Raw genomic sequence first — 23580 nt, forward strand, 5'->3', positions numbered from 1 at the left:
TTTTTTACTTAAGTGCCATAGGATGAAATGTTAACAATTGGTGTCACCATGCACAGGTTTCATATCTTTATTGTACCTTTGCAAAGCCTTTCATTGGGTTGGTATTCGGCCAATAAAGGCAAAATATAATCAAGATAAGCAATGGAAAATTTCAGATTTCAAGCAGTTACCTCGGCTTCAAAGAAAGCCCCATTGACTGTGAAGGCGCCTAAGGAACGGCCTTCAGAGTATTTTGGCAAATATGTCTTTAATCGTGCAAAAATGCAGAAATACCTGCCGGAAGACGTGTTCCAGCAACTCACTGATGTGATTGACAATGGTGCCCATTTCAATCGTTCCATTGCAGATGCCGTGGCAACGGGTATGAAACATTGGGCACAAGAAAACGGTGTGACGCATTACACGCACTGGTTTCAGCCTTTGACGGAAGGAACGGCCGAGAAACATGACGCCTTTGTGGAGTTTGACGGTAAGGGTGGCATGATTGAAGAGTTTAGTGGAAAGTTGTTAGTTCAACAAGAAGCCGATTCATCTTCGTTTCCCAACGGAGGCATTCGCAACACCTTTGAGGCGCGAGGGTATTCGGCTTGGGATCCAACGTCGCCGGTTTTCATCATTGATGATACGCTGTGTATTCCCACTATCTTTGTATCGTATACGGGTGAGGCTCTCGATTACAAGGCTCCTCTGTTGCGTTCGCTCCATGCAGTGGATGTGGCAGCAACGCAAGTTTGTCGCTATTTCGATTCCAACGTGAAGAAAGTGCGGGCCAATCTGGGCTGGGAACAGGAATATTTCCTGGTAGACGAGAATTTGTACCATGCGCGTCCCGACCTGATGTTGACGGGTCGAACGCTCATGGGACATGATTCTGCCAAGAATCAGCAAATGGATGACCATTATTTGGGTACCATTCCAGATCGTGTGCAGGCGTTCATGAAAGACCTGGAGATACAGGCTCTTGAGCTTGGCATACCCTGTAAGACTCGTCACAACGAGGTGGCACCCAACCAATTTGAGTTGGCTCCCATCTTCGAGGAGTGCAATTTGGCCATCGATCACAACATGTTGCTCATGTCACTGATGAAACGTGTGGCACGCAGACATGGTTTCCGTGTGCTGCTACACGAGAAACCATTTGCCGGAGTGAACGGCAGTGGCAAGCACAACAACTGGAGCTTGAGCACCGATACGGGTGTGTTACTGCATGCACCGGGTAAGACAGCCGAGGACAACTTGCGCTTCGTGGTGTTCTTGGTGGAAACATTGATGAGCGTGTACAAGCACAATGGATTGCTCAAGGCATCCATCATGAGTGCCACCAACGCACATCGATTGGGGGCGAATGAGGCTCCACCGGCCATTATTTCATCATTCTTGGGTACGCAACTCACCGAGTTGCTGAACCATATTGAGGTGGCTGACAAAGAGGACTTGTTCACCTTGCACGGTAAACAGGGGATGATGTTGGATATTCCGGAGATTCCTGAGCTGTTCATAGACAATACAGACCGCAACAGAACCAGTCCGTTTGCCTTCACAGGTAATCGCTTTGAGTTCCGTGCTGTAGGCTCAGAAGCCAACTGTGCCTGCTCCATGTTGGTGCTCAATGCAGCCATGGCGGAGGCTTTGACTAACTTCAAGAAGCGCGTGGATGCGCTGATTGAGCAAGGTGAAGACCAAACATCGGCTATCATTGACGTCCTTCGTGAGGATATTAAGATCTGTAAGCCCATTCATTTTGATGGCAACGGGTACAGTGAAGAATGGGTGGAAGAAGCTAAGCGACGTGGTCTGGACTGTGAAAACAGTTGTCCAGTCATCTTTGACCGTTATCTTGACGAAGATAGCATCAAGATGTTTGAAAGCACAGGGGTGATGACACGCAGCGAGTTGGTGGCGCGCAATGAGGTTAAATGGGAAATGTACACCAAGAAAATACAGATTGAGGCACGCGTCATGGGTGATCTCACGATGAACCATATCATTCCGGTTGCTACCTATTATCAAAGTCAGTTGGCCAACAACGTGGCGCGTATGTTCGAGATTTTTGACCGTGAGGAAGCGGAAAAGCTCACCTGTCGCAACAAAAAGATTATTCTGGAGATTGCTGAGCGCACAAAGACAATCGAGACAGGAGTGGAAGAATTGATCAATGCCCGTAAGGTTGCCAACAAGATAGAGAGCGAGAGAGAGAAGGCTATTGCTTACCATGACAACGTTGAGCCGAAGCTTGAAACCATACGTTATCATATAGATAAACTCGAACTGATAGTCAGTGACGAGTTGTGGACGTTGCCTAAATACCGCGAACTGCTGTTCATCAGGTAAGCAAGGCTGTCTACCTGTGAACCCAGGCCAAACTTATTGATGAGGAAGCGTTGTTTGCTTCAGAACGAAAACAGGCTGACTTGATGTACAAGACAGCCTGTTTTCGTCATTCAGAGGATAGTACCTCTTGTTTATTTTACTTGTGAAGCCATATTATTTCTTACCCCTTTCATACCCACCAAGAATGCTTTGGCCGATCCAAACTTAAGAAACATGTCCAAACGTACAGGCACATGATTGGTGTCATCGCTCACGTAGAAGTCGACAACTCGTTTGAATTTGCCATTATCCTGTTCCATGTACGACAGATGCAGACATCTATATTTTCTCCCATTGTCGGCCTTAACGGTGGTTTTCCCTCTGTATTTCAGTAGGGCGGGCCTTGATTTATTTCCGTCTATCATCGTGAAGTTATAGGCATGTCCTTTCTTCCATTTGGACGGATCGAACGACCTGGCGCGCAAGAAGATGTTCAACATATCGTAAACACAGTCTTTCATGTCAGACTGTTTCCACTCGTGAGCGCCTTTGCTGGATATCTGATGTTGCTTGACATGAACGCGTCCGTTGGGATAGGAATAGAATACTTCGTCGACATAGTATCGACCTCCCTCATTGGCAGCCTTGCGATAGTATTGCGGAGCAAGATTTAATGAAGTGTATGCCTGTAGGGTATCGCGCAGAACAAACAGGTTGTCGGCTTTGCTGTTGCTGCGTGTAATGAGCGAACCACGGTAGGCTGGCTGATTGTTGTACCTCGTCTGTACCACCGACATGGTGGCTGAACCTACCTTGACCCATACAAATTTCCAATTGAAATATAGATTATAAGATAAGTACTCGCCCGATTTGAAGGCGGTATTCGTCATGTTACACTGTGCATGGGATGCGGTAAACACCCCTAAAAGAAGTGAAAGAATTGCTAAGTTTCTAAATAATTTCATTTTCATGTTGTCGTTGTTATCTCCCAGAAACGCCTGCACATAGTAGGTTCGCCAGCACTATTTAGCTGACAGCATAGGCTTATTTCATCATTCCGGGAATGTATTCTTTACCCAGGTCGAGTGCGCGTTTCGCATTTCGGCTTTGTATTTTGCGCTGTTTCTCGCCTTTCTGTTTAGTTATTTCTGTTGGTTTCTGTCTGTAAATGGGCGTACTCGTCAGATTCCATGTCTCGTTAAAGTCCCACTTGGCCCTGCAAGTTATCTTCTTGGGATAATAATACACCTCTTCGGGCTGCACGCCCTTGTCGTAATCACCCGTGTCCCATTTGCCGTTGTTGTTAGCGTCTATAAACAGGCGCACATAGTATTCGCGCGGTTCAACATAGAAGAATTGAGCCATGCCATTGGAGGTACGAACCTGTTTAATGGGCTTGTCCGAATTGTCCAGCAACTGAACCACCAGCGGTTTGCCATCAGCTCCGGTAATGGTAAGCAAGATGGTGCTGAACTCATCGTTTGACTTCACCTTGAAACCTTGTTTGATTTTGTTCGATGCCTTGCCATAGATGTCTACAAACGCAGCGCTGTCCAGTTCAAGACTGTATTCGATATTGGGACGCCATTCGCCCCTCAACACGTAGTTTCGCGTGTTTTTGATGTAGGCATCATTGAACGGTACGATGGATGTGTCGCGTTGTTGCTCTATTTCGAAGGGCGAAACATACCACAGTGTGTCGTGCTTGGCGTACAGATGTACTTTGGACGTGTCGAGCACGGCCAATGGCGTGGTAAAGCTGAACCCTACATTCTGATCGGGAGCGAGAGCCGAACTGACACTCAACTTGACCTCAAGAGCCTCTTTTGGCATGATAGAATCGTAAGGTTCACCCCGCTTCTTTGCCCGTTCTTGTTTCTTTTTCCACTCTTCCAAGCGTTTCTGCGCTTGCTTAAGCCGTTTGGCATAAGGCTGTTTGGCCAACATCCTGAGGGTGTCTGTTTGCAGGTGTAGCTGACCAGTAGAATCGCTGGCTTGGTATTTTAGCTCAATCTCAAGCGAGTCTTGGTTGATAAGTGTGGTGTCACGCAGCCAATAAGTGAGGGTGTCCCCGCGCGGATTCGACTCCATTATGAAGGCGTCTTTGGCGTCAAAGTTGAGGCCTTTAATCTGCGGAACCTCTTTGCTGCCATAGCTGAAAAACAGCGAAAAGTTGTTTGGCTCTTTTCGTTCGGTCTTGATGAGGTATCGGTCAGATTGTATTTCCGTAAAGGCTCTGAGCGTAATGTCATCGGGCAGGAAGTGCGTGTACTTCACCTGATTGATGGCTTTGATGTGCAACGAGTCGGCCCAAAGGGTGTCTTGCCGCACGTCAGGTTTAGAGGTTGTCGTGACGAGTTCGTGCGAGAAGGCCACCTTCTCACTCTTCTGGTTGAAGATGTAGTTACCGTCGGCATCTTGCAAGGCAAACACTCGGTAGCTTCCGTTGGCGATACCACGGATGGTGAAGCGTCCTCTGCTGTCGGTTCGCGACACGCGCAACATGGGTTGCTTGCGGAAGATGGTGTCACTCTGGTTGGCATACAGCCCCACGAGGATGCCCTTGATGGGCTCAAGGTTCTCGGCTTCAAGCACATATCCGCTTACCTCCATGGTGTCTATCTTATCGCCTGTGGAGAAACTGTAGGTGTAATTGCCCAATGGGTTGCCCTCATTGTTGTCAGAGATGGCATCACTAAAATCGATGGTATAGGTGGCATTGGGCTTCAAACTGTCTTTCAGTTCCACGAGAATTCTCTTTCCTTGCGACTTAATCTCAGGTGCTTCCAATTGTGGAGGCGACACTACTACTTTCTCGGTGGCATTCTCCAGTTTGATGAACTCATTGAAATTGATGTAAATTTTCTTGCTCGTTACCTGTGTGGCACCTTCTTTTGGCGTGGTGCTGATGACCTTAGGCGGCGTTTCATCGTACCATCCACCATCGGGTTGACCCATGCGAGCGCACGAAACCAACAACATAACCAGCATCAGCAGGGCCGTCAACTGTATACCACGGACGTTGTTCATGGCGTGACGAGCCATAAGCGTGTACCTTTTGAAGCGTTTCTGTTGATTGATTTTCATATACTTGTGTTTGTTAGCGGGCTATGCCTGTTGGGTTTCCGCAGGCTCTTGGTTTAACTCGAGCATCTCTTCAATAACCTTGCGACTGTTGGATAGTCGTGGAATCTTATGTTGCCCGCCCAATTTACCCTTCATCTTCAGCCAGTCGTTGAATAGATTGGGGCGAGCCACAACAATTTCCAAATGCTGTAACGTGATGTCATGAAAGCGTTTAGCCTCATAGTCACTGTTCAGCTCTTGCAGTCGTTTGTCCAGAATGTTGGCAAACTTTTTTAGGTCATTTGGTGCTTTGGTAAACTCAATAAGCCATTGATGACGGCATTTGGCCTTACTGTCCATGTACACAGGTGCGGCCGTGTATTCCTTGATTTCGGCCCCCGTCTGCTCGCAAGCGTAGGCCAATCCTTTCTCGGCATTGTCCATGATGAGCTCTTCACCAAAGGCATTGATGAAGTATTTGGTGCGGCCTGTGATGATGAACTTATAGGGTTGGCGGGATGTAAACTTCACCGTGTCGCCAATCATGTATCGCCATAGTCCGCATGAGGTTGAAATGAGAACCGCATAATTCTTGTCCAACTCCACGCCTTCAAGTGGCAATACCGTTGGATGCTCTGTTCCATACTCGTCCATGGGGATGAACTCGTAGAAAACGTCATAGTCGGTCATGAGCAACATCGACGCATCTCCGGGGTCGCTCTGTATGCCAAAGAATCCCTCACTGGCATTATAGGTCTCCATGTAGTGCATGTTTGGCGACGTGATGAGCTGCTCATATTGTGGGCGATAGGGCGTGAAAGCGATGCCACCATGGAAGAACACTTCCAGATTGGGCCACACTTCTTCGAGGTGTTTCTTGCCACTCAACTCCATGACGCGCACCAACACCGACAGCATCCATGACGGAACGCCTGAGAGGTTGGTGACGTTTTGGTTCAATGTCTCGTGAGCTATGCGGTCACGCTTCACCTCAAAGTCCTGCAAGAGTGCGGTTGATTTCTTGGGAACGCGCACCAAATTGACCAATGGGTTGATGTTTTCGATGAGAATGGCGCTCAAATCACCCACCAAAGAGTTGTGCAGATTATAATTAGGCGAGTGACTTCCGCCCAATATCAGTCCCTTTCCGTCAAACATCCTGCTGTCGGGATTGTTGCGTAGGTAAAGCGCCACGGTATCTTTTCCGCCTTGATAGTGAATGCGGTTGAGCCCCTCGTTGGAAACAGGAATAAACTTACTCTTGTCATTAGTCGTTCCTGATGACTTGGCGTACCATTTCACTTGCCCCGGCCAAAGCACGTTTTCTTCGCCGTGGCGCATGCGGTCGATGTCACCTTTCAGTTCTTCGTAGGTGTTAACAGGTACGTTTTTGGCAAAATCATCGTAGGTTTTGGTGCTGCCAAAGAGATGATTTCGGCCATATTCCGTGTCCTTCGCCCGTTCGAGAAGATGCTGCAGCACCTGCTGTTGTGTCAAGTCAGCTTGTTTGGCGTGTCGCTCAATCTCCTTTTGTCGTGATGAAAAGAAGTGGGCTGCTATATGTGTTAACCCCATTTTTTATTCGTGTCGTTTATCTATTTATGTGAAAGATAGTGCGAGCCGAAGGCAAAGGAAGTTTACTTACTTTGCTAAGGCGATGCCTATCTTATGTAAAAACAGTGCAGGCCGCATGCAATCAAGCTTGTTTGTAATTGCTAAGGCGATGCCTATCTTATGCAAAAACAGTGCAAGCCGAACATAGAGAAAGTTTACTTTCTATATTGAGGCGCAGCCTGTTTTATGCAAAATTAGCCTAAACTTTTGTAACACAGGCATAATTCACTAATTTTAATAAACAAGTTTGCGGGTATGTTACCTCCCAGAAAATCTCCACATACCATCGTAGAAAGCGTGTCTTGCAACGAGCAACACGATGAATCCAGTGAGCATGGCAGCTGATGAAAAGACGTATCATCAAGAAAATACAACAAATAAGCTAACTACTTCCCTCCCTTTCGGGGAGGGGATGGGGGAGGGGCCTTATTTATTATTCATCGAAAAGTAACAAGTAGGCAGGGGCTGTTCGTGTATTTTTCATTACCTTTGCAACTCGACAGAAAAGATAACTCAATGAAAATCAAAGCAATTATCTTAGATTTTGACGGCACGTTGGCCGATACACAAACCCTCATTACCAATACCATGCTCGAGGTAATCAACCGATTGGGACTTGAGCAGCGCAGTCGTGAGCAGTGCAGTAGAATGATTGGCTTGCCCTTGAAGCAAACGTTTACAGACTTGATACCTATGACTGACGAAATGGGCGACCGCTGTGTGGAAGCCTACGATCAGGTGTTTCATGAAAACAACATCCCGGGAGCCGTTCCATTGTTTCCCCATGTATTGGAAACCGTGCGTGAGTTACATTGTTTGGGGTATGTACTCACCATTGCCAGCAGTCGTTCCCGGCACTCGCTGATGGACTTTGTGGAGACGTTTGGTTTAGAAGAAATCATCACGCATGTGGTCAGTGCCAACGACGTGACGCATGCCAAGCCACATCCCGAGGCAGTCAATCAGACGCTTGAGCATTTAGGCATTCAGCCAGGTGAGGCACTTGTCGTGGGCGACACGGAGTATGATATCAAGATGGGGCAGAATGCCGGCATCCATACCTGCGGCGTGACATATGGCAATGGAACACGTTGCCAGCTGGAAGAGATTCACACCGAATTCATCATAGACGATTTCAGTCAGCTTCTCCAGGTTGTCAAAACGCTTGAGGCGTAATGCCCTGTCCAAGCTGGTAGCACCAAATATCGAGGGCTGAGGTGCGCTTGAGCATCTTTCTATCGTCCAGACAGACGCCAATGAGTTACACCCTAAGTTTTTTAGATTTGTACATATTTTTGGTGTTTTCAAAACAATCATTCTATAAAAATTCAGCCTTTTTTAGATGCTTTTTGGCACCTTGTTTCGCAATTTTTGGTCCGTTTTGATCCAATAGCATGCATTTTGCCATTCTATAACATGTAGTTTGCCCTTCAAAGTCAATGCTTTGATGTCCCAATCTGCATACTTTTTCAGCCTTAAAGCATTGCTTTTGTAGGTGCACTGATGCCCCAATAAAACGTAAGTTGTTGAAAAATAAAGATATATAAAATTCGCCTATTTGCAACCAATCACTCGTTTGGTTGCAAATATGCGAGTATTTGGCATGGTTGTCAAAATCTTTCGCATGCCAAACACCATGTTTTCATCTGTTGAGTTTTCTGTTTCTATCCGTTCAGTTTTCTATTTTCATCCATTCGATTTTCTGTTTGCATCCGTTCTGTTTTCTGCTTTCATCAGCTGTTTGATGTTGTTTGCCTTCTGCAACAGCAATTTTTTTGTCTTTGATGATATGGCTGACGGGCTGTGTGAAGCTGGTAACCGCCATTCCTTATTGCCTCAACTCCCTTTTCTGTTGATGGATGATAATGCGCTGTCGTAATCGTTCTATTGTTGGGTGTACATTTAAACAAATGGTTACTTTTTTATTCATAAATCTTTAGATATGACAAATAATATATATCTTTGCAGCCATTATAGTATGAAATCGTTATAAATCATTACAAATATATATTCATTTATTGATAAACATTTACAAAGTTTTAGTTCATTATGATTACAGTCAAGCAGCTTTTAAGTTTTTTGTTATTATCTATGTTTTCTGTTGTTACCATGGCTCAAGAGGAGGAAGAAATCTTCGTTGACAATGGCATCAAGTACGCTGTTACTTCCCCTACAACTGTAGCTGTGAAAGGTAGGGGTGAAAACAAGGCGGAAAAACTCGTTATTCCTGAAAAAGTACGAAATTATACCGTGTCTGCGATTGCAGATTGGGCGTTTTTCTTTGACAGTGACCTACAAGGAATTAGTATTCCTAAGACGGTTACGTCTATTGAGGAAAGAGCCTTCTACGGATGCCGTAACCTTTCAGAAATTCAATTACCTGAAAACTTGACTGAATTGGGCGAAGCGGTTTTCACTAACTGCCAACTACTAAAAAAGGTTCATATTCCAGCTGGTGTGACCGTATTAAAAGACAATCTTTTCATGGATTGTTCTGGGTTGACTGAAGTGACGGTTGGCCCAAATGTTACAAAAATGGGCTCAACTGTGTTCAGTGGTTGTAAGTCGCTGAAGGCATTTGAGATTCCTAAGAGTGTTACCGAAATGGGATATGGTGTATTTAGATTGTGTGAACAGCTAACAAAAATATCTTTACCCGAAGGAATCACCTCTCTGGGTGAGGGCTTCTTCGAAGGCTGTCAAAGGATCACAGAAATGGTAATACCAGAAAGTGTAACGACAATAGATAATAACGTTTTCAAAAATTGTTTTGCGTTGTCAAAGTTGACGCTTCCCAAATCTCTCACGTCAATTGGTGAGCAGGCTTTTTTGGGATGTGAGAATTTGGAAGATTTTAAAATCCCAGCTTCCGTAACCAGCATCGGTTCCTTGGCATTTTGTACCTGTCCTAAGCTAACGACCATGGAGATTCCCGAGGGTATAACGGTTATCTCGGATAATCTTTTCGCTGGATGTAGAGGACTTAAAAGCGTCAAACTGCCCAGTACTATCACGTCTATTCAAGTTGCAGCTTTTGAAAATTGTTCTGCATTGACTGACATTGTTATCCCAGAAGGAGTTACTTATATAGGTAATTACGCACTAAACGCTTGCAGCAGCATCAAAAAGTTTAGACTACCCTCCACCTTACAAGAAATAGGCTACCAGGTGTTTGGCGAAAATGAAAACATAGAAGAAATCCATGTCGCAGCCCTTCAACCGCCTGTTTGCACAATTGGACCGAACGGAGAAAAAGAGGCTGCTGAACAAGTTCTTTCCAACGCCATTCTTTATGTTCCAAAGGGGTGTAAAAAGAATTATGCCATTAGTGAAGGATGGATGGATTTCAAGAATATTAAAGAAGAGATGCTCACTGGTATTGATGGTTTGGAGGGCGCAAAGATGGTATGTACAGTCAGCGGAAAAAATATCCTGATTAGTCATTATACAGGACCACTGGACATATATTCATTAGGTGGCGAATTACTTAAGTCGATGAATGTAAAAGGGAATGCAACCATCACACTGAACTACAGTGGTGCTATATTATTGAAAGCAAAGAAACAAGTCCTCAAATTAAGCTTGTAAACCTCGAAATAAATGCCATCTAAAGTGCTTTGAAGAATGGGTGTTGGTTTGTTTTCGCATTCCGTTTGACATGATAAATTGGCTCAACCAGATATGAAACCTGTGGTGATATGTCATGTCAATGCATTGCGATAGATTATGTCAGTTTGTTGCGACAGGTCATGTCAGAGAGTTGTGATAGTTCAAGCCAGTGTGGAGAAAATTGTTTTCTCCGAACTCTCTACCTGAGCAACTTTTTTGTAAAATGTTTGGCGCATTAGAAAAAACACCGTATCTTTGCATCCGCAATTAAGCCCAGATGGCGGAATAGGTAGACGCGCTGGTCTCAAACACCAGTGGGGCAACCCATCCCGGTTCGAGCCCGGGTCTGGGTACGCATAACGGTTGATAACTCATTGGTTATCAACCGTTATTGTTTTCTAGGTTGAAACAGGGTAGCAAAAAGCGGGTCAGTCGTAAAACCCAGTTGCACCCCCTCCCTCTCATGCACATAATTTCATAACCTGAGTTCGGGATAAGAAAATGATGAAAAAAGTTGGTAATCTCGCTATATTTTTGTACCTTTATTTATGAATATCAATAAGTTACAAATATTATAGCGATGATTACCAAAGACAAAGTTACAGAGATTTTTTGTATTGCAGATGACTTCTGCAAGGAATTTGATGCAGAAATAGCAAAACTGGCTCTGCAGGAGCCTGACGGCATCAAGCATGGAAAGCGTAAATGGCGAATGAGCCGTGCGGAGATCATGACTATTCTCATCTGTTTCCACTTCAATGACTTCCGCAATTTCAAGCATTACTATCTATTTTATGTCAGGGAACACATGAGAGATTTGTTTCCCGAGCAACTCTCCTATAACCGTTTCATAGAATTGGAATCAAGAGTTGCCGTTGAGATGATGCTGTTTCTGCAAGTGTGCTGTCTGGGACGTTGTACCGGAATAAGTTTCATAGACAGCACGTCCATACCTGTGTGCCACAACAAGCGCATCCGTCGCAATAGGGTGTTCAAGGAATACGCTTCAATAGGGAAAAGCACGATGGGATGGTATTTCGGCTTCAAGCTGCACTTGACTTGCAACGAGCGTGGAGAGTTGGTCAACTTCATGTTCACCAAGGCGAATGTGGATGATAGGGACGAAAGAGAGTTTAACAGGCTCAGTGACAACCTCTTCGGTAAGTTGTTTGCTGATAAGGGGTATATATCACAAGGGCTTTTCGAAAGATTATACAATGATGGCATTAACCTTGTCACGGGACTGAGGAGTAACATGAAGAACAAGCTAATACCCTTGTATGACAAAATATTACTCAGAAAGAGATCGGTCATAGAAACCATCAATGATGAACTGAAAAACGTGGCACAGCTGGTACACTCCAGACATAGGAGCGTTTTTAATTTTGCCATAAATGCACTGTCGGCACTTGCAGCCTACTGTTTCTTTGAGAAGAAGCCGGCTATCAATGTAGATTTCTGTATAGACCGACAAGGACAGCAGCTTACACTGTTCTAAAACCAGTCAGTCATATCAGAACTCGATGGAAGTTTATTGATAACCTCTGTCTCAAGATAGAGGAGATATATTTATGGTTCTTCCGAAATTTGTAGTGATGAACCATAAGTTCTTATATTCATATAGTTACGAAGTAATAGCCTCCTCTAAAAGCCTATAAAAAGCCATTTTATAAAAACAAAAAATCATAATTCAAGCTTTTCTAAAGTCGGTGTTGCCGAACTGCTGTGCGACATCGTTAAATCCTTTTATATAAAGCTGTTATAATGGAGGTTTGTTATCTTCTACGACAACGTTGATTATATCTATCACTCCAAATTCCTGAAGAACCATGTTTATGCTCTCTTGGGGGAGCTATCGAGAACGGGACATTTTTATCCCGAACTCAGGTTTACAAGTTAATAAGTAGACTAGAAAGGGAAGAGAGATGAGGAGTTTACATCCCCATCCCCACTCTTCCACTGCACAAACTCAAAAAGTCGGTGTTTATTTTGAGTTGCTAGAAAAATATATTACTTTTGGGAACGCTAACCCATAATAACAAACTTTAAACAAAACAAAGCATTTTGAGATGTCTTCAGCTGTGCACCATGACATACAAGCACATCCTTTGATGTTTAATACGATCTATAAGCAATATTATAAACGAGCCATAACCTTTGTCAAATCGTATATCCACGACGATTTGGCAACAGAAGATATTGTATCTGAAGCCATGATTAGCGTGTGGAAAAATATTGATTTGAATCGCAAAGAGGGAATTACGGCCTATTTGTTATGTGTATTAAAAAGCCGTACACTGGATTACCTGCGCTGTAGGAAACGTGAATTGCAAATGAAAGAAGACGTAGAAGTTTGGATGAATCGCGAAGTGGAATATCAGACAGAGGCTTTGGAGAGCTGTACCACAGATGGCATTTTCGAACAAGAGATACTGGACATAGCAAAAAATACATTGGAAACACTGCCAGAGAAAACACGATTGGTATTTGAAATGAGCAGAAATGAAGGACTCACACACAGGGAAATAGCCGACAAGTTGGGTGTTTCAGAGAAAGCCGTACAATATCATATTACCAGAGCTTTAAAGGCTTTGCATAAGACTTTGCGAGACTATTTGCCCATATTCTTATTTCTCTTTGGCGCATAAATCTATTTTTTTCATTTTCTTATTAGGAGGTAACCCCCCAATTACGTATATATAATATGGAGCAAGAACTGTTATATCGCTACATGACAGGCTCTCTGACCGAAGAAGAGCGCAAAACTATAGTAGAATGGATAGGCGAAAGTCCGGCTAACAAGCAGGAGTTTATACGCCTACACAGGGTGTATGATGCTGCATTATGGAGTGAAAAAAACGACGAACATAGTGCATCCGAAGCATCACACCGAGTTAAGATGCGATACCTTTGGCGCATTGCAGCAGCCGTATTCCTATTGATGGGTACGGCTTTGACATGGTATGTCGCATCGCAACGACACGATACAAGACAACAAGCAACAGTATATTCCCCCACAGGACAGCGCACTGAAATGCTCTTGCCCGATGGTAGTAAAGTTTGGTTGAATGCCAATAGTAAACTGACTTTTGATGCAGTGATGGACGGCAAAAAACGTACAGTGGCTCTAGACGGTGAAGCCTATTTCAAAGTAGCCAAGCAAAAGGAGCGTCCGTTTGTTGTTTCCACTTCAAAGATGGATATACAAGTGCTAGGAACCGAGTTCAACGTATGTGCCTATACGAACGAGAAAGAATGGGAAACATCGTTGGTCAATGGAAAAATAGAATTGATAAACGAAGCTAAACACATTAGAACAACCTTGGCACCTAATACCACGGCAACACTTATAGGCAACACGCTGATACAGAAGACCATAGAGAATGCAGATTACTTCTTGTGGCGCGAAGGCGTATTGGCTATCAAGAACAAAGCACTTCTCGACGTGATGCACTTGCTAAACAATTACTTCGATTATAATATTATAGTAAAAAACAAGCGTATAGCCAACAAGCGGTACACAGGAAAGTTTAGAACCAAAGACGGCATAGAGCATGTACTACGAGTATTACAATTAGACAACAACTTCACCTATACCAAGAACAACGACACAAAGACCATCATTATACATTAATAATATTATCAAATACCTAAAAAGACTAGTACCTATGATTATATCCAACTAACCACCCAGCAGCCACGATGGCAAGCAATCTATCTACCAATCGGCAACGATTGACTAGGAAAAGACCTATGAGTAATTTTTTGATACCAAATTAACATGATTTCTAAATGTAATATGAAGATAAACCGACGCGTTGCATTATTGATGAAAGCCGGTGTCTTTATCTGGTTTCTAGGTACCAACCCTACATTCGCTATGCAATCTTATGCACAAGCACATAGCGTAACTATCAGGTTGAGCAACAGCAACACCAAGCAAATTTTGAAAGAGATAGAACGACAAACCGACTACCTCTTTGTATACAATGAAACTGAAATAGATCTGAACAGACGCGTAAAAGTAGATACCAAGAAACAATCTGTCAACACCGTACTCGACCAATTGTTTAATGGAACACCTATTACCTACGTGATAGAGGGAAATAATATCTTGCTCACTTCGCGCAAGACAGCAAACCAAAGAACTCAAAAGAGGAACAGCACACAACAAAATAGCAATGAAACACGGACAATACATGGAGTTGTGAGCGACGAGAAAGGTGAACCTATCATTGGAGCCAGCGTACAGGAGAATGGTACAAACCGCGCTACTGTAACCGACCTCGACGGTAGATTTAGCCTTAAAGTGGCCTACAATGCCACACTCACTGTATCATATATAGGCTATAGCAGCCAGCAAATGAAAGTGGGACAACGGAAGACTTTGGACATTATGCTGCGAGAGGACGCAAAAGTGATCGACGAACTCGTGGTTGTAGGATATGGTAAACAAAAGAAGTTGACCATGACAGGTGCCGTTGCTGCCGTTTCGGGCGATGTTTTGAACAACCGTCCTATTGGCAATATCGCACAAGGCTTGCAAGGAGTTGTCCCCAACTTGAATATTACATTTAACAGCGGACAGCCATCGGCAGGTGCCGGTATCAACATTCGTGGTAACACATCATTGAATGGTGGCTCGGCATTGGTGCTGATTGATGGTGTAGAAGGCGACATTTCTATGCTCAATCCACAGGATGTGGAGAGCGTATCTGTATTGAAAGATGCATCTTCAGCAGCCATTTACGGTGCACGCGCTGCATTCGGTGTAATGCTTATCACGACGAAACAAGGTAAAGCCAACCAAAAAGTAAAGGTAAGTTATAGCAATAACCTAGCTTGGAGTAAACCGGCTCGACTCCCCAAGATGCCAAGAGCAGACGTTTGGGCTCGCGCTTGGAACGACGCATATGATAGCGAACAGCCCGGAGATTACTATTTCACCGACCGATTCTTAGAGGCATTGGATGCTCATATTGCCGACCCGGAACATAATCCGGCAATACTTGTCGATACAGAAGGAATCCAAAGTCCCAACTATACACCTAATAAGCCGGGATGGGCTTACGTGGGTAATACTGATTGGATACACGAATTCTATAAAAACGCAGCCTTTATGCAACAGCATAACGTGAGCGTTTCGGGAGGTAACGACCGCAGCCGCTATTATCTGTCGGGGGCTTTCAAAGACCAAAACGGTATTTTCCGTTATGGTAATGATACCTACAAGCGTTATAATCTCACGTTTACATTCGATACCAAGATTAATAAAATGTTGGATATCGGTTTCTCTACCAAGTATAATTATACCCAAAGCGACGAACCATTTAAATACGGTGGCAACGGTGCAACATGGTATTACGAAGTATATAGAATGTTCCCAACCCTATCTGTTTTCTTACCTAATGGAGAGTTTGCAGGTATGTCGCTCAGTAGAGGTAACTTCAATGTAATCGGACACATGGCTAATGCAGGCCGCAGAGTTATCTCAGGCAATGATATGTGGTACACCGGTCGTTTCGATTTGCATCCATTGAAAGGGCTATCTATCAAGGGTAATTACTCTATCAATAAATACTTTAGTCGCACTAAAGAACATAGAAAGACCGTATATCAGACGATGCCCGAAGGTGCAGAGTCTTTAAAGGCAGAATCTCCTAACCATGTAGCCAATGGAAATCGCGAGCAAACCTACCAAGCATTAAATATTTGGGCAGAGTACGATTGGAATCTGAACAAGCAAAACCACTTCAAAATCATGGGTGGTTACAACCAAGAAGGTAAAGATTATAAAGGTTTCTCATTGAAGATGACCGACTTGTTCGATAACTCTACACCAATATCTCATCTTGCCATCAACTACGCAAGCAACTGGGAAACTGATACTAGATGGCGTGTTCAAGGTTTATTCTATCGTTTCAACTACGAATATGCTGATAAATACTTGGTACAATTAGATGGTCGTTACGACGGTTCGTCTAAGTTTAGAAAAGGTAAACGCCACGTATTTGTACCATCCGGCTCTTTAGGATGGCGCATCTCTGAAGAAAAATTCTTTGCTCCGCTACGCAAAGTTGTTGACAACTTGAAGCTAAGAGGTTCTATTGGTGTACTTGGCAACCAAGCTATCAGCTCATACTTCTCATACATCGCCAGCCTAAATGGTGGTGCCATGAGCAACTACATGATGAACGGCGACCCATTGACATATCTGTCTGCACCTTCAGTACCTAACAATGTGACATGGGAAAAGGTCATCAGTAAGAATATAGGTGTCGACTGGGCATTATTCAACCAGCGTTTGACAGGTCAGTTCGACTACTATGTTCGCGACACGAAAGACATGATTCGCTCCGTCACCCTGCCTGCTGTATTGGGTACCAGTGGCGGTCAAGAGAACATAGCCGACCTACGTACCAAAGGATGGGAAATAGAATTGGCATGGCGAGACAAGATTAATAACGTATTTAACAGTCCGTTGGGCTATTCTATCTCTGTAGGCCTATCCGATTATCAAGCTGAGATTACAAAGTTTGATAATCCTACCGGCTCGCTATCTATGTACTACAAAGGTTATAAGATGGGCGACTATTGGGGATATGTAACCGATGGATATGTGCGAGATGAGCATGAAGGCGCTCGCATGAACTATGTTCAGAAGTTTATCTATCACACTTGGAAGCCGGGAGACGTTCGCTATCGCGACTTAAATAACGATGGAGTCATCGATATTGGTAAGAATACGCTAGCTGAACCGGGCGACCGTACCATCATCGGTAACAATACACCACGCTATCGTTACAATGTTCAGGCAACTCTAAACTGGAAAGGTTTCGACTTCTGGATTATGTTTGATGGTTTAGGTAAACGCGATGTTTGGACAGAGAGTGACCTGTTCTGGGGATTCCCACGCGGTATCTACAATGGTAATATCACACAGTACCATATTGATAACACATGGAGTCCGGAGAATCCTGATGCTTATTATCCAAGGAAATCGCTGAACAGCAGAAACACACAACGCCAATCTAAATACTTGTTGAATGCTGCTTATCTGCGACTGAAAGGCTTATCAATAGGCTATACCTTCCCTAAACAATTGATTTCTCGCTTGCATTTAGACCAACTGAAAGTCTACATCAGCGGTAATAACCTTTGGGAGAAGACATATATGCCACCTTTCATGACTCCCGACATCGTAGAGAGTTTGATTCGAAATGGAGCTAATTCGGGAAAAGAATATGCATTTATGCGTCAATTCTCGTTTGGTGTTAACGTTTCATTCTAATCATTTTAAATACTAGATAACAATGAAAAGATACCATATATTATTAACAGCATGTACCGGTTTACTGCTTGCAAGCTGTAATTATCTAGACGTTGAACCGGGCGATACCATTACTGAAGACCGCTTTTGGACCACAGCTAATGGTGTCGCATTGGAACAATACTGTCATACATACTACCCCCGACTGATAGTAGGACATGGAGATCCACGTTCATACAGTACCTCTCCAATGTTCGGGGGCGATATACAGAGCGATAATATCTTAGGAACCGGTGCCAATCAGATAGCATTTGGTAAGAATGTGAAGACTCAAAGCGACGGTGCTTGGAACTGGAGTACCATACGAGGATGCAACGCTTTCTTGGCAAACTACAAGAAAACACCGGCCAATGCCATTGAGCAAAAGCACTATGCAGGTGAGATTTACTTCTTCAAAGCATGGGACTATTTCAATAAGATGAAGCGTTTTGGCGATGTGCCATGGTATGATAAGGTGCTGGACAAGAAAGATCCCGGCTTGTATAAGAAGAGAGATTCACGCACTTTAGTTACCGATTCCATTATCATGTGCTTGGATAGAGCCATCGAATACCTCCCAATGCTTACAGATGTAAGCAAGGTGAGCAAGGATGCTGCCCTCATGCTGAAGGCTAGAGTATGTCTCTACGAGGGAACTTGGCGCAGATATCGTAAGATGGAAGGTGATGAGAAATTGCTGAAAATGGCTTACGATGCAGCCGGCGAACTGATGAGACCGGAATATAAGCACTCTTTATATTCAGAAGGTGGGCCCGATATGTGCTACTTCAATCTGTTTATCCAAGATAATTATAAGGGTAATCCGGAGATTATCTTAGCACGCGAATACGACCCAACAGTGAATATGGGACACATGATATCTCGTTCCCATCCATTAAGCGATATGGGTATGAGCCGCGATTGTTACGAGGAATATCTCTGTTCTAAGACAGGTAAGCCTATTTCTATTTGTGGTTGTCACAACCCAAAGATGGGATATTTGGCAGAAATGACCAATCGTGACGGTCGATTAATGCAGACAATCTGTGTTCCAGACGCCGATAGCAAGCACGCACAATATCTATATAGGGAAGATGGTGGCAAGAAAAAGGGTGGAGTTCCCAATATTTTCAGCCTATTAAATGCTACCGATGCCCATCCGTTCTATGGTACATCGGCAACCGGTTATTGCATTAGCAAGTACTATAAAGAATCCGAATGGGAAGGAACCGAGCATTTCAAGGGTTCTATCGATGCTCCCGTAATGCGCTATGCCGAAGTTTTGTTGATACGAGCAGAGGCAGGTGCCGAACTAGGATTAGACCCTGAATTGGATAAGACTATCAATGCATTGCGCCAAAGAGTAGGCTTTGCCCATAAATTAACCGAGGATCCGACAGAAGATCCCGACCTTGTTGCTAAGTATCCTGACATCGTTGGAGCCAACAAGAACTTGATTCGAGAGATTCGACGCGAACGCAGAATAGAGTTATTTGCCGAGAATGCCCGATGGGACGACCTGTGTCGCTGGCATGCTGCCGTCAACTTGTTGAACCGAGAGCGTCGTGGTATGCCAATGGACCCCAAGTTCTATACAGCGAAAGAGATACAGATGATTAAAGAGAAAGTAGGATTCGACGCCGACGGATTCATCACTCCGTATGCTATTCGAGTTAGCTACAAGCCTACTTTCACTGAGAAGAATTACCTGTATAACATTCCTATCAATGAAGCATCGTTGAATCCGAACCTTCTACCCGACAATCCGGGATGGTAAGAGTGAAGATATAAAAGACGTAACATTGACAGATTTTAAAACTAAAAGTAATGAAATCAACAATATTATATTCAATATTGAGCAGCATGGCACTGTTCACGGTGGGCTGTTCAAGTTCATCAGACGATACCAATACGGCTCTTCCACATAAAGGTGCGAAGACTGTGCTCATGCAGAACGTTGCAGACAACCTACCGGAATTGCAAAGTGTAGAGAAAGACTCTATGTGGAGCGTGACCGACGGTGTCAGCGTAACCGAGGTAAAAATGGTATTCCGCACATACAACACGCACATGTTGATTGCCGAAATAGACTTAACCAAGGGCGTAACGTTAACCCCAAGCTGTGCTGACAACGCAGAATTGCCTACCAAACTACAACCATTGACCGAACAAATGCAGGCATTAGAAAAAGCCGGCAAGCCGGTATATGCAGGTATCAATGGTGATTTCTTCGGCAAGGGCAAAGACGGTTACCAATCCATGAATGTATTCGTGAAAGACGGAAAAGTCATCAAAGACACGTATACCGCAGGCAATGAAGGTATGATTATCAAACTGAAGAACGGTGATATACGCATTGTTCACCCACGCTTCTTCAAGAGTTATTCTGCCGATATACAAGAAGCTGTTGGTGGTTTCCATGCTTTGATAACCGATGGTGAACCGAACGAGTTGCTGGCCGTGAACGACTTGACGATGAAATTCGATGCACGCACATTCGTAGGCCTATCACAAGACAACAAGAAGTGTTATCTCTTTGTAGTCGATGGAGGGCAGGACGACTTCTCTAAAGGCATGCGTGTAGAAGACGCCATCAGCATTTGTAAATTTGTGGGATGCCATAATGCTGTAAATTTAGATGGCGGAGCATCATCTACCTTTGCCACTAAAGACAGCAAAGGCACCATCAATGTGTTGAACAAAACATCCAACGGCGAACAACAACCGGTATTTAATGGTTTAGTAGTCATTAAGAAAGGATAAGCTATGAAGAACTATAGATTAATACAAACAATGCTATTGGGTGCAATGACATGCTTCTATGTCTTTACATCCTGCAGCGAGAAGTATGATATACAGCGAGTAGAGCCCAGTCTCGACGTACAAGAGAGCGTCACGACCGAACCTCAGAGCGAACGTCTAGTGATGCCGTTGAAGTCGTCCTACCCTTGGTTTGCCGAGGCTTCTGATGGATGGATTAGCCTGACTCGCTATCGCGGACAGGCTCTGAAAGCCGACTCTATCGTCTTCTCTTGCGAAGAGAATCCCACCATGGATGACCGCGAAGGATATATCGAAGTACGCCTGATGGACCAATACAGCCAGCGTATCAAGGTCGTCCAGCGTGGACGAGGCACACTCATCACCCTTCCACAGAGCCTTGTCTACTTCAACAAACAAGGCGGAGAGGTGCTTGTCGAGGTGCAGACTCATCTGGACTGGCAGCCCGAAGTGGGTTCGAAAGATGGCTTTACCTTTACCAAAGCCGACAAGACCCACCTGCAGGTGGTGGCAACAGCTAATCCAACGGGTAAAGACCGTACCTCGGAAGTCGTCATATATGACAAGGACAAGAAGAAGTCGGCCAAGCTTTCCATCATCCAGAAACCTACCGACAAGATACTGTTCATCCCGTTCGAGGCTGCACAGAAGGATCTTGTCATCAAGAAAGGCGAATACTCCTTGGACATTCCGGTAACTCTCAACGTAGAATACGACGCCCTCTCCAGTGCTAAGTGGATTAAGATCAAGTCGGCTCCTCCTGCAGATGGCAAGTCCGTACAGAATGTATTGGTATCTACCGAAGTAGAGACCAACACTACCGGACAGGAACGCAACGGCTACATAGTCATCAAGAACAAGGGCAGTAAGACCGAGGCCTCCGACACCATCTTTATCACTCAGCGCGGCGTTGGGCAGATTATCTACGTCAAGCCGGGCGGTAATGGCGACGGAACTTCATGGGAACGTGCCTTTGGAAGCATCCACGATGCCATGGGCACAGCCTCCAACAATGGCGACATGGAGATATGGGTGGCATCAGGAACATATCAGTTCAAGGCCAGTCTGACATGGAAACACGTCAACGTCTACGGTGGTTTCAAGGGGACGGAGAACAAGCTGCATCTTCGCGACCTCAAGAATAAGCCGGTATTTGTCGGCGGTGAGCGCAAATTCATGGCCGCATGGAACAATACGGGAGCCATGGTCTGGATGGACGGTATCGTCTTTGCCGACTGCGACAACTATGGTAACACCGACACCGGATGCTTTGAAATCTACATGAACCACGGATTCCGTAACTGTGAATTCCGCAACTTGCGTCATGGCAGACAGATATTCTACATGCAAAAGTGCAAGATGGTGAACTGCTACCTGCACGATCTGCACTCCAAGAACTACATCGTACGCGGAGACGGCACTAACTTCTACAACTGCACACTGGTTAGCTCTATGTCTGACGGTTGGAATACCAACTACGTAAGTGGTGGCTGCAAGTGGTTCAACTCGGTCATCTGGGCTATCAAGAGAACTGCCGGAACCGGCTACCGTGCATTCGTTGCCGGGCAAGCTACAATGACTAACTGTGCCGTACACAGCGGAATCAAGGAGAAGAACATCAATTTCATCGACTGCTTCGAACTCAATCTGAATAACGATGCCGACAATGGTCCTAAGTTTGTCAACCCCGTTGCCAATGGAGACTATCGCCTCAAAGCCGGCTCTAAGTGCATCGACGCAGGTAAGAAGGTCGATATACAGTTGCCATACGATATTATGGGCAATCCACGTGTCGTAGGTTCATCTATCGACATGGGTGCATTCGAGTACGACGGAAAGTAATATATACCAACAATGAGGTGACAGCCATCGCAGTTGTCACCTCATCATACCAAATCAATCAACATGAAAAAGATTAAAACACATAATCCACTATTAAGTTTAATAGCGATTATCATCCTTAGTTGTAGCTGCGGTTGCAGCAAAGACTCTGCTATCGACACCCCGAAAAAGGCCGAGTTTGTTATGCCGGAGAAAGCCATTGTCATCACCAATCAGGCCGATGCATCGATTGTCATTGCCGATGTAGATGCTAAAAAGGTGGTATGGAAATGGACAGCGACCATCGGAAAAGTAAACGAAGAACGCCGTAAATGGTTCTCGAATCCTAGCGATGTGAAACCGGTTTACAACAACACATGCATCTTGATGGCTGCATCGGGTGGCGGTGTAGCACTCATTCGCATTGCCGACAAGAAGACTTTGTTCTATGGTTATGCCGGAGTAAACCCCCACTCTGCCGAACTATTACCCGATGGTAATATCGTTACGGCCTCATCTACCGATGGAATCCTTGCTACATTCCGCACCGACACCATCAAAGGATTTGGAACCATGGTGGCTAAGTACGACCTACCGGCTGCCCACAATGTGTATTGGGACAAGAAACGAAATAAACTATATTCCGCAGCCCACACTATGCACATCTTTGATTACAATGGAGATAAAGAGAAACCGTTGTTGAAAAACCATGTGACGCAAGACATTGACTCACCCGACGGCAAATTGATTGGTATTCACGAGCTATTCCCCATCGAAGGCGAAGAAGACATGTTGTGGTTAGCAACAAACCAGAAAGTATGGAAATACAATCTGCGCGATAACTCAGTAAAGGAGTTCTCCAACTTCTATGCCATCAAGAGTGTATCGAATTCCAGCCATGGTATCATCATGTTGTGTCCTAAAGAAGAGTGGTGGGCCGACGATCTTATCGACGAAACCGGTAAAACCATCTTCCGTTCGTACGGCTTTAAAATATACAAAGCCCGTTGGATAGGAAAGTAAAGATATAAAGAAAGCGCATCGTTTAACCCACGATGCGTTTATTTTGG

The 23580-nt window shown here is 44.6% G+C and carries 15 protein-coding genes and 1 tRNA gene; 13 read left to right on the forward strand and 3 right to left on the reverse strand.

What is annotated here, in order from left to right; genetic code table 11:
- The first annotated feature begins 141 nt into the window (after positions 1–141).
- The gene (locus HMPREF1254_RS00850; protein WP_023056749.1) at positions 142–2331 is read left to right on the forward strand and encodes a glutamine synthetase III family protein; all 2190 of its coding nucleotides are present in this window, start codon (positions 142–144) and stop codon (positions 2329–2331) included.
- A 131-nt stretch (positions 2332–2462) separates the two neighbouring features.
- Here the strand turns inward: HMPREF1254_RS00850 and HMPREF1254_RS00855 are convergent, their stop codons facing one another.
- The 3 genes from HMPREF1254_RS00855 to HMPREF1254_RS00865 all read right to left on the reverse strand — a co-directional run bounded on the left by HMPREF1254_RS00855 (position 2463) and on the right by HMPREF1254_RS00865 (position 6951).
- Positions 2463–3275: a DUF3108 domain-containing protein gene (locus HMPREF1254_RS00855; RefSeq protein ID WP_036880429.1), complete on the reverse strand. Its 813-nt coding sequence runs from the start codon at positions 3273–3275 to the stop codon at positions 2463–2465.
- Positions 3276–3354: 79 nt separating this feature from the next.
- Positions 3355–5340, reverse strand: coding sequence for an Ig-like domain-containing protein (locus HMPREF1254_RS00860; RefSeq protein ID WP_442792393.1), 1986 nt, complete (start codon positions 5338–5340; stop codon positions 3355–3357).
- Between the two features lie 78 nt (positions 5341–5418).
- On the reverse strand, positions 5419–6951 hold the full coding sequence (locus HMPREF1254_RS00865; protein ID WP_023056756.1) for a GH3 auxin-responsive promoter family protein: 1533 nt from the start codon (positions 6949–6951) through the stop codon (positions 5419–5421).
- A gap of 555 nt (positions 6952–7506) precedes the next feature.
- On the opposite strand from HMPREF1254_RS00865, the gene HMPREF1254_RS00870 reads away from it, so the two are divergent.
- From HMPREF1254_RS00870 to HMPREF1254_RS00925, 12 genes are all read left to right on the forward strand, one after another.
- On the forward strand, positions 7507–8166 hold the full coding sequence (locus HMPREF1254_RS00870; protein WP_023056751.1) for an HAD family hydrolase: 660 nt from the start codon (positions 7507–7509) through the stop codon (positions 8164–8166).
- Positions 8167–8548: 382 nt separating this feature from the next.
- A complete protein-coding gene (locus HMPREF1254_RS00875) occupies positions 8549–8869 on the forward strand; it encodes a hypothetical protein (protein WP_155945403.1) in 321 nt (106 codons plus the stop codon).
- 170 nt (positions 8870–9039) lie between these two features.
- Positions 9040–10578: a leucine-rich repeat domain-containing protein gene (locus HMPREF1254_RS11420; protein ID WP_023056754.1), complete on the forward strand. Its 1539-nt coding sequence runs from the start codon at positions 9040–9042 to the stop codon at positions 10576–10578.
- A gap of 292 nt (positions 10579–10870) precedes the next feature.
- Positions 10871–10952, forward strand: a tRNA-Leu gene (locus HMPREF1254_RS00885).
- Between the two features lie 227 nt (positions 10953–11179).
- The gene (locus HMPREF1254_RS00890) at positions 11180–12097 is read left to right on the forward strand and encodes an IS982 family transposase (RefSeq protein WP_023056759.1); all 918 of its coding nucleotides are present in this window, start codon (positions 11180–11182) and stop codon (positions 12095–12097) included.
- A 613-nt stretch (positions 12098–12710) separates the two neighbouring features.
- Positions 12711–13247 carry an RNA polymerase sigma-70 factor gene (locus HMPREF1254_RS00895; protein WP_036871274.1) on the forward strand — a complete coding sequence of 179 codons (537 nt, stop codon included), beginning with the start codon at positions 12711–12713 and terminating at the stop codon, positions 13245–13247.
- 56 nt (positions 13248–13303) lie between these two features.
- Positions 13304–14233: a FecR family protein gene (locus HMPREF1254_RS00900; protein WP_023056748.1), complete on the forward strand. Its 930-nt coding sequence runs from the start codon at positions 13304–13306 to the stop codon at positions 14231–14233.
- Positions 14234–14545: 312 nt separating this feature from the next.
- Positions 14546–17890 (forward strand): TonB-dependent receptor, encoded by a 3345-nt coding sequence (locus tag HMPREF1254_RS00905; RefSeq protein WP_196806272.1) that lies wholly within the window; start codon positions 14546–14548, stop codon positions 17888–17890.
- Between the two features lie 22 nt (positions 17891–17912).
- The gene (locus HMPREF1254_RS00910) at positions 17913–19685 is read left to right on the forward strand and encodes a RagB/SusD family nutrient uptake outer membrane protein (RefSeq protein ID WP_023056757.1); all 1773 of its coding nucleotides are present in this window, start codon (positions 17913–17915) and stop codon (positions 19683–19685) included.
- Positions 19686–19735: 50 nt separating this feature from the next.
- Complete coding sequence (locus tag HMPREF1254_RS00915) at positions 19736–20671, forward strand: phosphodiester glycosidase family protein (protein WP_081699019.1); 936 nt, start codon at positions 19736–19738, stop codon at positions 20669–20671.
- Between the two features lie 3 nt (positions 20672–20674).
- Positions 20675–22531, forward strand: a complete 1857-nt coding sequence (locus tag HMPREF1254_RS00920) for a BACON domain-containing protein (RefSeq protein WP_036890764.1) — start codon at positions 20675–20677, stop codon at positions 22529–22531.
- A 63-nt stretch (positions 22532–22594) separates the two neighbouring features.
- The gene (locus tag HMPREF1254_RS00925; protein ID WP_155945404.1) at positions 22595–23533 is read left to right on the forward strand and encodes a DUF6528 family protein; all 939 of its coding nucleotides are present in this window, start codon (positions 22595–22597) and stop codon (positions 23531–23533) included.
- Positions 23534–23580 lie beyond the last annotated feature (47 nt).

This window comes from Prevotella sp. BV3P1, from assembly GCF_000479005.1.
In the GTDB taxonomy this organism is placed as follows: Bacteria; Bacteroidota; Bacteroidia; order Bacteroidales; family Bacteroidaceae; genus Prevotella.